The following is a 13,676-nucleotide window of genomic DNA, read 5'->3' on the forward strand; positions in this document are numbered from 1 at the left end:
CCGGGGCGAACCCCGGGGCCTTCTTTCACTCAGTCACACCTCAGTTGTACGTACCGGGGGTGATGTCGTCCGTCGAGAACGCGTCGAAGTCGACGTAGCCGAAGTCGCCGTCCGCGTACGCGCCGTCGGATGCGAAGATCCGGTTCGGGTAGCGCTCGCTCTTGGCTTCTTCCGTCGCCTCGACCGTGACGTTGCGGTACTTCGCAAGTCCGGTTCCCGCGGGGATGAGCTTTCCGATGATGACGTTCTCCTTGAGACCGACCAGCGGGTCGCGCTTGCCCTCCATGGCGGCCTGCGTGAGCACGCGGGTCGTCTCCTGGAAGGATGCGGCCGACAGCCACGACTCGGTCGCGAGCGACGCCTTCGTGATACCCATCAGCTCCGGACGACCCGACGCCGGGCGCTTGCCCTCGGCGACAGCCTCGCGGTTGATCGCCTGGTAGCGCTTGAGGTCGACCATCTCACCCGGAAGCAGGGTCGTGTCGGCGTGATCGACGACGGTGACCTTGCGGAGCATCTGACGAACGATGACCTCGATGTGCTTGTCGTGGATCGGCACACCCTGCGAGCGGTAAACGCCCTGCACGCCGCCGACGAGGTAACGCTGAACCTCACGGGCGCCCATGACACGCATGACCTCCTTGGGGTCGAGCGTGCCGACGAGGATCGGCTGACCGACGGTGACGTGCTGGCCGTCCTCGACGAGAAGCGTCGCACGCTTCAGCACCGGGTAGACCACTGCCTCGTCGCCGTTGTCGGGCGTGAGGATGACCTTCTTGGCCTTGTCGGTCTCGTCGATCGTGATGCGGCCATCGGCCTCGGCGATCGGCGAAGCCGCCTTCGGCGTACGAGCCTCGAAGAGCTCCTGCACACGGGGCAGACCCTGGGTGATGTCATCCGCCGATGCCGAACCACCGGTGTGGAACGTACGCATCGTCAGCTGGGTACCGGGCTCACCGATCGACTGCGCCGCGATGATGCCGACGGCCTCGCCGATGTCGACGGTCTTGCCCGTCGCCAGCGAACGGCCGTAGCACTGCGCGCAGACACCGACGGCGGAGTCGCAGGTCAGCACGGAGCGGACCTTGATGCTCTCCACGCCGAGTCCGACGAGCTTGTCGATGAGCACGTCGCCCACGTCGTCATGTGCAGAGGCGAGGATCTCGCCCTTGCTGTCGACCACGTCGGAGGCCAGGGTACGAGCGAACACCGAGTTCTCGACGTTCGCATCGCGCACGAGCTCGCCCTGCGAGTTCGGAGCGGCGATCGGGAGCTCGAGGCCCTTCGACGTGCCGCAGTCCTCTTCGCGGATGATGACGTCCTGCGAGACATCCACCAGACGACGGGTCAGGTAACCCGAGTCGGCGGTACGCAGAGCGGTGTCGGCCAGACCCTTACGGGTACCGTGCGTCGCGATGAAGTACTCGGCAACCGACAGCCCCTCGCGGTACGAGGAGATGATCGGGCGAGGGATGATCTCACCCTTCGGGTTGTTCACCAGGCCTCGCATACCGGCGATGTTCCGGATCTGCAGCCAGTTACCACGAGCACCAGAGGTCACCATGCGGTTGATGGTGTTGTCCTCGGGGAAGTAGGCCTTCATCGCGGCCTGCACCTCGTCGGTCGCTTCGGTCCAGATCTTGATGAGCTCCTGGCGACGCTCCGAGTCGGTCGTGAGACCCTTCTCGTACTGCGACTGGACCTTCGCGGCCTGCTTCTCGTAGCCGGCGACGATCTCCGCCTTGTTCGGCGGGGTGAGGATGTCGCTCAGGGCGACGGTCACACCGGAGCGCGTTGCCCAGTAGAAACCGGCGTCCTTGATGCGGTCCAGCGTCGCAGCCGTCTCGGTCTTGGGGTACTCCTCGGCCAGCTTGTTGACGATCTGCGACAGCTTGCCCTTGTCTGCCTGCTCGCGGACGAACGGGTAGCCCTTCGGGAGGGTGTCGTTGAAGATCGCCTGACCCAGCGACGCGTCGACGAGGCCGTGGCGCTCGTAGCCCTCGGGAGCTTCGCCCTCGAGGAACGTCAGGCCGTGGATGCGGATGCGAGCCTTGGCCTGCAGGTCGAGGGTGCCCTCGTCCTTCGCCAGAATCGCCTCGGAGACCGAGCCGAACGCGCGACCTTCACCCTTGGCGCCGGCCTTGACCGTCGTCAGGTGGTGCAGACCGATGATCATGTCCTGCGAAGGAAGGGTCACCGGGCGGCCGTCGGACGGCTTCAGGATGTTGTTCGATGCGAGCATCAGCACGCGGGCCTCGGCCTGAGCCTCGACCGAAAGCGGCAGGTGCACAGCCATCTGGTCACCGTCGAAGTCGGCGTTGAACGCCGCGCAGACGAGCGGGTGGAGCTGGATGGCCTTGCCCTCGACGAGCTGCGGCTCGAACGCCTGGATGCCGAGACGGTGCAGCGTGGGCGCACGGTTCAGCAGCACCGGACGCTCGCGGATGATCTCCTCGAGCACGTCCCAGACCTCGGGACGGGTGCGCTCGACGGCACGCTTGGCGGCCTTGATGTTCTGCGAGTGACCGAGGTCGATCAGGCGCTTGATCACGAACGGCTTGAAGAGTTCCAGAGCCATCTGCTTGGGCAGACCGCACTGGTGCAGCTTCAGCTGCGGGCCGACGACGATGACCGAACGGCCGGAGTAGTCGACGCGCTTGCCGAGCAGGTTCTGACGGAAACGACCCTGCTTGCCCTTGAGCATGTCGCTGAGCGACTTCAGGGCGCGGTTTCCGGTACCGGTGACCGGGCGACCACGGCGACCGTTGTCGAACAGAGCGTCGACGGCCTCCTGCAGCATCCGCTTCTCGTTGTTGACGATGATCTCGGGGGCACCGAGGTCGATCAGACGACGAAGACGGTTGTTGCGGTTGATCACGCGGCGGTACAGGTCGTTGAGGTCGGAGGTCGCGAAGCGGCCACCGTCGAGCTGCACCATCGGACGCAGCTCCGGCGGGATCACCGGGACGACGTCGAGCACCATGGCGGCCGGGCTCATGCCGGTCTCCAGGAACGAGTTGACGACCTTCAGACGCTTGATCGCGCGGATCTTGCGCTGGCCCTTGCCCTCAGAGATCTGCAGGTGCAGGTTCTCTGCTTCGGCCTTCAGGTCGAATGCCGCGAGGCGACGCTGGATCGACTCGGCGCCCATGTAGGCCTCGAAGTACTGACCGAAGCGGTCCTGCAGCTCGTGGAAGACGTCGTCCTCCGGGCGGAGCGCACCGACCTCGAGCGTGCGGAAGTCTTCCCACACGCGCTCGAGCTTGGCGATCTGTTCGTCTGCACCCTTGCGGATGAGCGACATCTCCTTCTCGGCGGCGTCCTTGACCTTCTTCTTCGCGTCGGCCTTGGCACCCTCGGCCTCGAGAGAAGCGAGCTCCTCCTCGAGGCGAGCCAGGCGCTCAGCGATCTTCGCGTCGCGACGATCACCGAGCGTCTTCAGCTCGAGACGGATGTTGTTCTCCTGCGTGCCGAGGTCGCGGTGACGAGCATCCTCGTCGACCGAGATGACCATGTACGCGGCGAAGTAGATGACCTTCTCGAGGTCCTTCGGCGCCATGTCGAGCAGGTAGCCGAGACGCGAGGGGACACCCTTGAAGTACCAGATGTGCGTGACGGGGGCGGCGAGCTCGATGTGGCCCATGCGCTCACGACGGACGGAGCTCTTGGTGACCTCCACGCCGCAGCGCTCGCAGACGATGCCCTTGAAGCGGACACGCTTGTACTTGCCGCAGGCGCACTCCCAGTCGCGGGAGGGTCCGAAGATCTGCTCACCGAAGAGGCCGTCCTTCTCCGGCTTCAGTGTGCGGTAGTTGATGGTCTCAGGCTTCTTGACCTCGCCGTACGACCACGCACGGATGTGGTCGGCAGTGGCCAGGCCGATGCGAAGCTCATCGAAAGTGTTTGACTCGAGCACTAGTTCTCCTGTGTCGGAAATTCTTTTTGAGAAGTCTGGCTTCGGCGGCTCAGGGAATCAGATCCCTGAGCCGCCGAAGGATTAGATCTCGTCGATCGAGGCAGCCTCGAAGCGGCTGGAGATGTTGATCCCGAGCTCTTCTGCTGCGCGGAAGGCCTCGTCGTCGGTGTCGCGGAGGTTGACCAGCGTGCCGTCGGCCGAGAGAACCTCGACGTTCAGGCAGAGCGACTGCATCTCCTTCATGAGCACCTTGAACGATTCCGGGATGCCGGGCTCCTGGATGTTCTCGCCCTTGACGATCGCCTCGTACACCTTGACGCGGCCGAGGATGTCGTCGGACTTGATCGTGAGGAGCTCCTGCAGCGCGTAAGCGGCACCGTAGGCCTCGAGGGCCCACACTTCCATCTCACCGAAGCGCTGACCACCGAACTGCGCCTTACCACCGAGCGGCTGCTGGGTGATCATCGAGTACGGACCAGTGGAGCGTGCGTGGATCTTGTCGTCGACCAGGTGGTGGAGCTTCAGGATGTACATGTAGCCCACCGAGATCGGCGCCGGGAACGGCTCGCCGGAGCGGCCGTCGAACAGCTGCGTCTTGCCGGTCGAGTCGACCAGGCGCACACCGTCACGCGTCTTCAGCGTCACGTCGAGGAGACCTGCGATCTCCTCCTCGCTCGCGCCGTCGAACACCGGGGTGGCGACCTTGGTGCCGGGGGCTGCCTCGAAGGCATCCTTCGGCAGCTTGGTTGCCCACTCGGGGTTGCCCTCGACCTTCCAGCCCTGCTTGGCGATCCACCCGAGGTGGGTCTCCAGCACCTGGCCGAAGTTCATTCGACCCGGGATGCCGAGCGGGTTCAGGACGATGTCGACCGGAGTTCCGTCCGCGAGGAACGGCATGTCCTCGATCGGGAGGATCTTCGCGATGACGCCCTTGTTGCCGTGACGGCCGGCGAGCTTGTCGCCCTCGGTGATCTTGCGCTTCTGGGCGATGTAGACCACGACGCGGCGGTTGACGCCGGAGCCGAGCTCGTCGTCGCCGTCTTCGGCGTTGAACTCCTTGACGGCGATGATCGTGCCCTGCTCGCCGTGCGGAACCTTCAGCGACGTGTCGCGAACCTCGCGGCTCTTCTCGTTGAAGATCGCGCGGAGCAGGCGCTCCTCGGCCGACAGCTCGGTCTCGCCCTTCGGCGTGACCTTGCCGACGAGGATGTCGCCGGGGCGAACCTCGGCGCCGATGCGGATGATGCCGCGCTCGTCGAGATCCTTCAGGAGCTCCGGGCTGACGTTGGGGAGGTCACGGGTGATCTCCTCCTTGCCGAGCTTCGTGTCGCGGGCGTCGACCTCGTACTCCTCGATGTGGATCGAGGAGAGGGTGTCGTCCTTGACGAGGTCCTGGCTGAGGATGATCGCATCCTCGAAGTTGTAGCCTTCCCAGGTCATGAACGCCACGAGGAGGTTCTTACCGAGCGCGAGCTCGCCGTTCTCGGTGGCGGGTCCGTCGGCGATGACCTCGCCGACCTCGACACGCTCACCGGCCGAGACGACGACCTTCTGGTTGTACGACGTGCCCTGGTTGGAGCGGTCGAACTTGCGCAGGTAGTACTCCTTGGTGCCACCCTCGTCGAGCATGAGGACGACGCGGTCTGCGGAGACCTCGGTGACGACACCGGCCTTCTCGGCGGTGATCACGTCACCGGCGTCGATGGCGGTGTAGCCCTCCATACCGGTTCCGACCAGCGGCGAGTCGCTGCGCAGCAGCGGCACAGCCTGACGCTGCATGTTGGCACCCATGAGGGCGCGCTGTGCGTCGTCGTGCTCGAGGAACGGCACCAGCGAGGTCGCGACCGACACCATCTGGCGCGGCGAGACGTCCATGTAGCCGACCTCTTCCGGGTGGAACAGGTCGACCTCGCCGCCGGGACGGCGGGCGAGGACGCGGTCCTCGCGGAAGTGCCCGTCCTTCTTCAGCGGAGCGTTGGCCTGAGCGACGATGAAGTCGCTCTCCTCAGAAGCCGTGAGGTAGTCGATCTCGTCAGTGACCTGACCGTCGACGACCCGGCGGTACGGCGTCTCGATGAAGCCGAAGGAGTTGATGCGCGCGAACGTCGCGAGCGCACCGATCAGGCCGATGTTCGGGCCTTCCGGGGTCTCGATCGGGCACATGCGGCCGTAGTGGGACGGGTGGACGTCACGGACCTCGACGCCTGCGCGGTCACGGCTCAGGCCACCGGGGCCGAGCGCGGACAGGCGGCGCTTGTTGGTCAGACCCGCGAGCGGGTTGTTCTGGTCCATGAACTGCGACAGCTGAGACGTTCCGAAGAACTCCTTGATCGCGGCGACGACGGGGCGCACGTTGATCAGGGTCTGCGGGGTGATCGCCTCGATGTCCTGCGTGGTCATGCGCTCGCGGACGACGCGCTCCATGCGGGACAGACCGGTGCGGACCTGGTTCTGGATCAGCTCGCCGACCGCGCGGATGCGACGGTTGCCGAAGTTGTCGATGTCGTCGGTGGCCAGACGGATCTCGGCCTTCTTACCGGCGCGGATCCCTTCGAACGTCTCGACACCGGCGTGGATGCGCACGAGGTACTTGATCGTCTCGACGATGTCCTGGACCGTCAGCACGGAGGCGGAGAGCGGTGCTTCCAGACCCAGCTTCTGGTTGATCTTGTAACGACCGACCTTCGCGAGGTCGTAGCGCTTCGGGTTGAAGTAGAAGTTGTCCAGCAGAGCGCGGGCAGCCTCGGCGGCGACCTGCTCGCCCGGACGCAGCTTGCGGTAGATGTCGCGGAGGGCATCTTCCTTCGTGACGATGGTGTCCTTCGCCAGGGTCTCCTCGATGGAGGGGAAGCCGGCGAACTCGACGAGGATCTCCTCGCTGGTCATACCCAGCGCCTTGAGGAACACCGTGACCGACTGCTTGCGCTTGCGGTCGATGCGCACGCCGACCTGGTCGCGCTTGTCGATCTCGAACTCGAGCCATGCACCACGGCTCGGGATGACGCGAGCGGAGACGATGTCCTTGTCGGACGTCTTGTCCGGGGTCTTGTCGAAGTAGACACCAGGCGAACGCACGAGCTGCGACACGACGACGCGCTCGGAACCGTTGATGATGAACGTGCCCTTGCCGGTCTGCAGCGGGAAGTCGCCCATGAAGACCGTCTGGGTCTTGATCTCACCGGTGAGGTGGTTCATGAACTCGGCCTCGACGTACAGCGGAGCGGCGTAGGTCTTGCCACGCTCCTTGCACTCCTCGATCGAGTACTTCTCCGGCTCGAGGTACGGGTTCGTGAACGACAGCTGCATCGTCTCGCCGAGGTCCTCGATCGGGGAGATCTCCTCGAAGATCTCGCCGAGACCCGAGATCTCGTTGACGTCGTTGCGGCCGGCCTTCTTGGCCTCGGCCACGCGGGCCTTCCAGTCGTCATTGCCGACGAGCCAACCGAAGGACTCGGTCTGCAGAGCCAGAAGGTCTGGGACCGTCAGGGTGTCGGAGATCTTGGCGAACGAAAGACGGGAAGCTCCGCGTCCGTTCTTAGTGGTGGTGGATGTGGATGCGTTGCGAGCAGCAGCCAAGGGAATAACCTCCGTGAGCCCCGCAGGGCTTCTGATTCCTTTGTCGTCAGGTGGGGTTGCGCGCCCGAATGCTCAACTTCTGCCGACCACCATATGAGGGCAGGGAGAAACGAGCGCAACTACCAACTATACGTACGAATCCACGACATGGCAAGCTCAATCCTTGACCAATTACGGATGCTGCGGTAAAAGCATCCGCATCCACCTTCTTCGACTGCTACTCCTCGTGCGGGATGTTGCCGCGGCACGCTTCGCCCGGGCTCGGCACCGCTCCCTTCATGTCTGCACGCACGTACATCCCGTAGGACTGGACCTCCCCGCCGGTGACCGCGTCATCGTCGAGGAACGGGAACGGGTTGCCCTCAACGCCGTCCGGCAGATCCCGCCCGGAGTAGTGGCAGGCGGAGTGCGCTCCGTCGCCGCCGCGGACGTCACCGCCCTGTCCGTTGTACTCGCCGGCCATCGCGGTGCCGCCGCTGCCGAGCACCAGGCCCAGCGCGAGCGCGCACCCCCACATCATCTTCTTCATGGTCTTCCCTAACCCCAGAGGAAACACCGGGTCGTCGCCCACGGCGACTCGGGCGCGACGATGTCGCACGAGAGTGAAGCTAGTCCTCTCCCCCGCGACGCACAAGACCTCTGCGCGCGGGGGAAACGGTCAGGATGCGATGTTCAGTTCGTTGCCGGGGATGGATGCCAGCAGGCGGCGCGTGTACGGATCGCGGGGGTTCGTGAAGATCTCCTCGGAGGATGCCGCCTCGACGAGTGCGCCGTCCTTCATCACGCACACATAGTCACTGATCAGTCGCACCACCGCGAGGTCGTGCGAGATGAACAGGTACGACAATCCGTACTCCGACTGCAGGTCGCGCAGGAGCTTGAGCACCTGATCCTGCACGAGCACGTCCAGCGCAGAGACCGGCTCGTCGCACACGATCAGTTCCGGCGACAGCGCCAGCGCCCTCGCGATCGCGACGCGCTGCCGCTGACCGCCCGACAGCTCGGAGGGGTAGCGACGAAGCATCGACTGGGGCAGGGCGACGTCGTCGAGGAGCTGCCGCACACGCTTGCGGCGATCGGCGCTGCTTCCTCGCTTGTAGAAGTCCAGGGGCTCCCCGATCAGCCGCTCGATGGTGAACATCGGGTTCAGGCTCGAGTAGGGGTCCTGGAAGATCGGCTGCACCTTCTGCCGGAAGTTCTTGGCCTCCGCCTTGCTCAGCGACGAGATGTCCTGGCCCTCGTATCGGATCAGGCCACTGGTCGGCTCGATGAGCTTCAGCAGCATCCGCGCGGTGGTGGTCTTCCCCGACCCCGACTCCCCGACGATCGCGACCGTCTCGCCGCGCGGGATCGAGAGCGACACGTCGTTGACGGCGACGAAGTCCTCGTGGCGACCGCGCACCGGATACACCTTCGTCAGGTTCTCGATCTCGACGATGTTGTCGGCGGGCTTCGCCTCGTCGGTGACCTCGGCCTCCGCGCGCTCCTCGACCCGGAACGCCTCCGGACGCAGGCGCGCAGCGGCGACGGACGGAGCCGCGGCGACGAGCGACTGAGTGTAAGGATGCTGCGGAGCCTCCAGGATCTGCCGTGCCGGCCCCTGCTCGACGACCTTGCCGCGGTGCATGACGATGACCCGCTCGGCACGCTCCGCGGCGAGACCGAGGTCGTGCGTGATGAGCAGCACGGCCGTGCCCAGCTCGCGCGTCATCGCGCCGATCTGATCGAGGATCGTCTGCTGCACGGTGACGTCGAGGGCGCTCGTCGGCTCGTCGGCGATGAGCAACCGCGGCTTGCAGGCGAGTCCGATCGCGATCAGCGCGCGCTGACGCATGCCGCCGGAGAACTCGTGCGGGTACTGCTTGGCCCGCGCTTCCGGATTGGGCAGGCCGGCGGCGGTGAGCGCCTCGACGACCTTCTCCTGCACGTTCTGGCGGTTCGCCAGCCCGTGCGCGAGCAGGGTCTCGGCGACCTGGGTGCCGATCTTCGCCACCGGGTTGAGGTTCGACATCGGATCCTGCGGCACGAGACCGATGTCGCGGCCGCGGATCATGCGCAGCTCGTGCTCGGAGGCGTGCGCGATCTCGCGTCCATCGAGGCGGATGCTGCCCGCAGCGACCCGCCCGCCACCGGCCAGCAGGCCGATGATCGCCATCGCCGTGGTGGATTTGCCGGAACCGGACTCCCCCACGATCGCGACGGTCTCACCGGCGGCGATCTCCAGGTCGACGGCCTCGACCGCATGGACGACGCCGTCCATAGTCGAGAAGTCCACCGCGAGGCCTTCCACGGAAAGCAGCGGAGCGCCTGACATCTGATTCTCCTTCGAGGCGCTCATCGCGCCCTCGTCCTCGGGTCCATGGCCTCGCGCAATGCCTCACCGAACAACGTGAAGCCGAGCGCGGTGATCGCGATGCAGATACCGGGAAGGAACGCCAGCTGCGGCGCGATCGCCAGTTCCGACTGCGCGTAGGTCAGCATCCGCCCCCACTCCGCTGTCTCGGGGCGACCGCCGCCGAGGCCGAGGAACGACAGCGCCGCGGCGTCGATGACCGCGGTCGCGAGTGTCAGCGTTCCCTGCACGATCACCGGTCCGATCGCGTTCGGCAGCACGTGCGACATCGTGATCTGGCCGCGCCCGAGACCGAGCGTCTGGGCCGAGAGCACGTAGTCGGCTGAGCGCTGCTGGAGCATCGACGCGCGCAGCAGACGCGCGAAGATCGGCACGTTCGACGCACCGATCGCGATCATCACCGCGAACGGCGTCTGCCCGAGGATCGCGGCGATGGACACCGCGAGCAGCAGGTTCGGCACCGAGAGGATGATGTCGACGAAGCGCATGATGAGCGTGTCCACCCAGCCGCCGAAAGTACCGGCGAGGAGGCCGAGCAGCATGCCGCCGGCGAGGCCGAGGGCCGTGGAGATGACTCCCACCAGGAGCGACGCCTGCGCGCCCCAGATGAGCTTGGAGAGCACGTCGCCGCCGAAGCGATCGAGTCCCAGCGGGAACTGCGCGAGCTCGCCCGGCCCCGGGATGTGCGTCGGCGTGATGAATTTCGCACCGGGCAGTGCCGTCTCCGGGTAGGGCGCCAACAGGGGCGCCAAGCCCGCGACCAGCAGGAACAGCAGCACGATCGCGGCGCCGACCCATGCGGTGGGGTTGCGGCGGAGCCGTCGGAAGACGTCTCGCCAGAAACCGCCGGGCCCTTCGTTGAGGCCGGCCTGGGCGATGGCCACCGTGTCGATGACCCCGCCGCCCTGTGCGGGAGGGAGTGCGACGCTCATGAGGCGGACTCCTTTCGAGCGGTCGTGCGAGCGGTTTGCGGAGCTGTCGGAAGGAGCATCACTGCACCCTCACTCTCGGATCGATGAAGCTGTATGAGACGTCGACGGCGAGATTGATCAGCGCGTAGGCGATCGCGATGAAGATGATGAACCCCTGGAGGACGGGGAAATCCCTGGCGAAGATCGCTCTGGCGAGGAACGACCCGATACCGGGGAAAGCGAACACCGTCTCGGTGAGCACCGCGCCCGAGATCAGCAGTCCGGTCTGCAGACCGATCGTCGTGATCACCGGGAGCATCGCGTTGCGCAGGATGAATCTGTTGCGCAGCGTCGAGCCGGCGACGCCCTTCGCGCGACCGGTACGGACGTAGTCGGCGTTCTGCACCTCGAGCACGCTCGCTCTGGTGATGCGCACGATGATCGCGAGCGGGATCGTGCCGAGCGCGAGCGCCGGCAGGATGAGATGCACGATCGCATCCCATGACGCGTCGAATTCGCCGGTGATGATGCCGTCCCAGACGTAGAAGCCGGTCGGATGCGTGGCGTCTATCCGCGCGTCCTGCCTGCCGTCGGACGGCAGCCAGCCCAGCTCCACCGCGAAGATGTACTTCAGGATGAAGGCCAGGAAGAACACCGGAATGGTGATTCCGATCAGGCTCAGAACCACCGAGGCGTGATCGGTGAGCTTCCCGTGGCGACGGGCGGCCCAGTAGCCGAGCGGAATGCCGACGCCGATCGCGAAGATCAGCGCCATCACGCTCAGCTCGAGAGTCGCGGGGAACCGCCGGAAGAACTCTTCGACGACGGGGCGGGACGTGACGATCGATGAGCCGAAGTCACCCTGGAGGAGTCGCCCCATCCAGATGAAGTACTGCTCGAGGAGCGGTCGATTGAAGCCGTAGAGCTCGTTGACGCGCTCGATGGCCTCGGGGGTCGCCTTCTCGCCGAGGAGGGCGATGGCCGGGCCGCCGGGGAGCGCGCGGACCCAGGCGAACAGAAGGATGCTCAAACCGATGAGCGTGGGAATGAGAAGCAGCAGTCGCCTGCCGATAGTGCGCAGCACGGAGATCTCCGTCGATCGGGTGGGTTGCCGGATCCCGGTCCTCGCCGTGGGCGGGGACCGGGATCCGACTACTCAGTCGGTCAGGCTTACTTCGTGAGGACGATGTCCGTGAAGACCTCGTCGTTCACCGGGCTGGCCGGGTAGCTCTTCACACGCGAGTCGAACGCGAGCGTCGGAGCCGGGTGCGCGATCGGGACACCGGGGATGAACTGCGCGACATCCTCGTTGATCTCCTCGTAGAGCGGCGTCTGCTCTTCGAGGCTCGAGACTCCCCGCGCCTCAGTGAGCTTCTGGAAGAGCTCCGGGTTGTCGAAGCCCCACTCCGCGGACTTCTGACCGAAGAACACGCCGACGAAGTTGTCGGTGTCGTTGTAGTCGCCGGTCCAGCCGAGGAGGTGGATGCCGTGGTCGGAACCAGCGGTGATCTTCTCGAGGTAGTCCGGGTTCCAGGCATCCGTGACCGGGTTCACCTTCACGCCGACCTCAGCCAGCTGCGATGCGAGCACCGTGTAGATCTGCTCGGGGTCCGGCATGTACGGGCGCGAGACGTTGACCGGGTAGTTGAAGGTCAGCGTCAGCGGGTTGTCTGCCGTGAAGCCCGCTTCCTCGAGCAGAGCCTTCGCCTTCTCCGGGTCGTACTCGTAGGTGGTGACGCCTTCGTTGTAGCCGTTGACGACTGGCGGAACGAACTGCGTCGCCTTCTCCGTGCCATCAGGGAGCACCTGCTTGATCAGGGCATCCTTGTCGACGGCGTACGAGAGCGCCTGGCGAACACGGATGTCCTGCAGCTCCGGAACGACCTGGTTGAACGCGAGGTAGAGGACCGTGAACGGCGGACGCGACTCCATGTGGAAGCCGTCGTCCTCGAGGGCCTTGCTGTCGGCAGGGCCGACCAGGTCGTAGCCGTCGATGTCGCCGGCTTCGAGCGCCTGCCGGCGTGCGGTCGGGTCATCGATCGTGCGGAAGATGATCTGCTCGATCTGTCCCTTGTCGCCCCAGTAGTCGGGGAAGGCCTTGAGCGAGACCTGCTCGCCCGGAGCCCACTCTTCGAACTGGAACGGGCCGGTGCCGACCGGGTGCGCAGTGGCGTACTCGGAGAGCACAGGAGCCTCGGCGGTTCCGCCGACCTCATCTGCGGCGAACTCCTGAAGCGCGGAAGGGCTCTGCATCCCGAACGCGGGCAGCGAGAGGGAGGGGATGAACCCGGCGAACGGCTTGTTGAGCTCGATCGTCACCTTGTTGTCGCCGTCCGGCGTGCAGGACTTGTAGACCGCGTTGGCCGGGTCCGAGGCGTAGCCGTGGAACAGCTTGTTGTAGTAGTAGCCCAGTGCCTCGCTCGCGGCGAGACCGGTCCAGTTGAACCAGCGGTCGAAGTTGAAGCAGACGGCCTCCGCGTTGAACGGCGTGCCGTCGTGGAAGGTCACGTCCTCCTTCAGCGTGAAGGTGTGGGACATGCCGTCCTCAGCCGACTCCCACTTCTCTGCGAGCAGCGGCGCCGGGTCTGCGGTTCCCGGCTCGGTGCCGACGAGGCCTTCGAACATCTGGCGGGAGACGCGGAAGGTCTCGCCGTCCTGAGCGAAAGCGGGGTCGAGGCTGGCCGGGTCGGAGGATGCTGCGAAGACGAACGTGCTGTCGACGTCCTTCGCCGTCTCCGAGCCGCCGTCTCCGCGATCGCTGGCGACGCAACCAGCCAGGACGAGCGCGGCGAGTGCCGCGCCGCTGACGGCGAGGAGCCCTCGCCGGCGCATGGGTGTGTGGTGCATGGTGGTGACCTTCCCTATGTGGGCGCTTCGATGCGCGTGCCCGATGCGTCGTCGCATCCGGCACGGTGATCCT

Annotated in this window: 7 protein-coding genes; all 7 read right to left on the bottom strand. The window is 65.7% G+C overall.

Going from position 1 to position 13,676, the window contains the following annotated elements:
- Nucleotides 1-40 precede the first annotated feature (40 nt).
- The 7 genes from rpoC to LTA6_RS02170 all read right to left on the bottom strand — a co-directional run bounded on the left by rpoC (nucleotide 41) and on the right by LTA6_RS02170 (nucleotide 13,603).
- On the bottom strand, nucleotides 41-3,916 hold the full coding sequence (gene rpoC / locus LTA6_RS02140; RefSeq protein WP_341975818.1) for a DNA-directed RNA polymerase subunit beta': 3,876 nt from the start codon (nucleotides 3,914-3,916) through the stop codon (nucleotides 41-43).
- An 81-nt stretch (nucleotides 3,917-3,997) separates the two neighbouring features.
- Complete coding sequence (locus LTA6_RS02145; protein ID WP_341975819.1) at nucleotides 3,998-7,492, bottom strand: DNA-directed RNA polymerase subunit beta; 3,495 nt, start codon at nucleotides 7,490-7,492, stop codon at nucleotides 3,998-4,000.
- A gap of 217 nt (nucleotides 7,493-7,709) precedes the next feature.
- Complete coding sequence (locus LTA6_RS02150; RefSeq protein WP_363551208.1) at nucleotides 7,710-8,021, bottom strand: hypothetical protein; 312 nt, start codon at nucleotides 8,019-8,021, stop codon at nucleotides 7,710-7,712.
- Between the two features lie 129 nt (nucleotides 8,022-8,150).
- Complete coding sequence (locus LTA6_RS02155; RefSeq protein ID WP_341975821.1) at nucleotides 8,151-9,806, bottom strand: ABC transporter ATP-binding protein; 1,656 nt, start codon at nucleotides 9,804-9,806, stop codon at nucleotides 8,151-8,153.
- Nucleotides 9,807-9,826: 20 nt separating this feature from the next.
- Complete coding sequence (locus tag LTA6_RS02160) at nucleotides 9,827-10,777, bottom strand: ABC transporter permease (RefSeq protein WP_341975822.1); 951 nt, start codon at nucleotides 10,775-10,777, stop codon at nucleotides 9,827-9,829.
- 58 nt (nucleotides 10,778-10,835) lie between these two features.
- Nucleotides 10,836-11,840, bottom strand: a complete 1,005-nt coding sequence (locus LTA6_RS02165; RefSeq protein ID WP_341975823.1) for an ABC transporter permease — start codon at nucleotides 11,838-11,840, stop codon at nucleotides 10,836-10,838.
- A gap of 86 nt (nucleotides 11,841-11,926) precedes the next feature.
- Nucleotides 11,927-13,603, bottom strand: coding sequence for an ABC transporter substrate-binding protein (locus LTA6_RS02170; RefSeq protein ID WP_341975824.1), 1,677 nt, complete (start codon nucleotides 13,601-13,603; stop codon nucleotides 11,927-11,929).
- Between the last annotated feature and the right edge of the window lie 73 nt (nucleotides 13,604-13,676).

This window comes from Microbacterium sp. LTA6 (genome assembly GCF_045690355.1).
GTDB lineage: Bacteria > Actinomycetota > Actinomycetes > Actinomycetales > Microbacteriaceae > Microbacterium.

Bases quoted from the DNA above. Each gene is read 5' to 3' on its own strand.
- LTA6_RS02150 (WP_363551208.1), bottom strand. From the start codon at position 8,021: ATGAAGAAGATGATGTGGGGGTGCGCGCTCGCGCTGGGCCTGGTGCTC.
- LTA6_RS02170 (WP_341975824.1), bottom strand. From the start codon at position 13,603: ATGCACCACACACCCATGCGCCGGCGAGGGCTCCTCGCCGTCAGCGGC.
- LTA6_RS02160 (WP_341975822.1), bottom strand. From the start codon at position 10,777: ATGAGCGTCGCACTCCCTCCCGCACAGGGCGGCGGGGTCATCGACACG.
- LTA6_RS02155 (WP_341975821.1), bottom strand. From the start codon at position 9,806: ATGTCAGGCGCTCCGCTGCTTTCCGTGGAAGGCCTCGCGGTGGACTTC.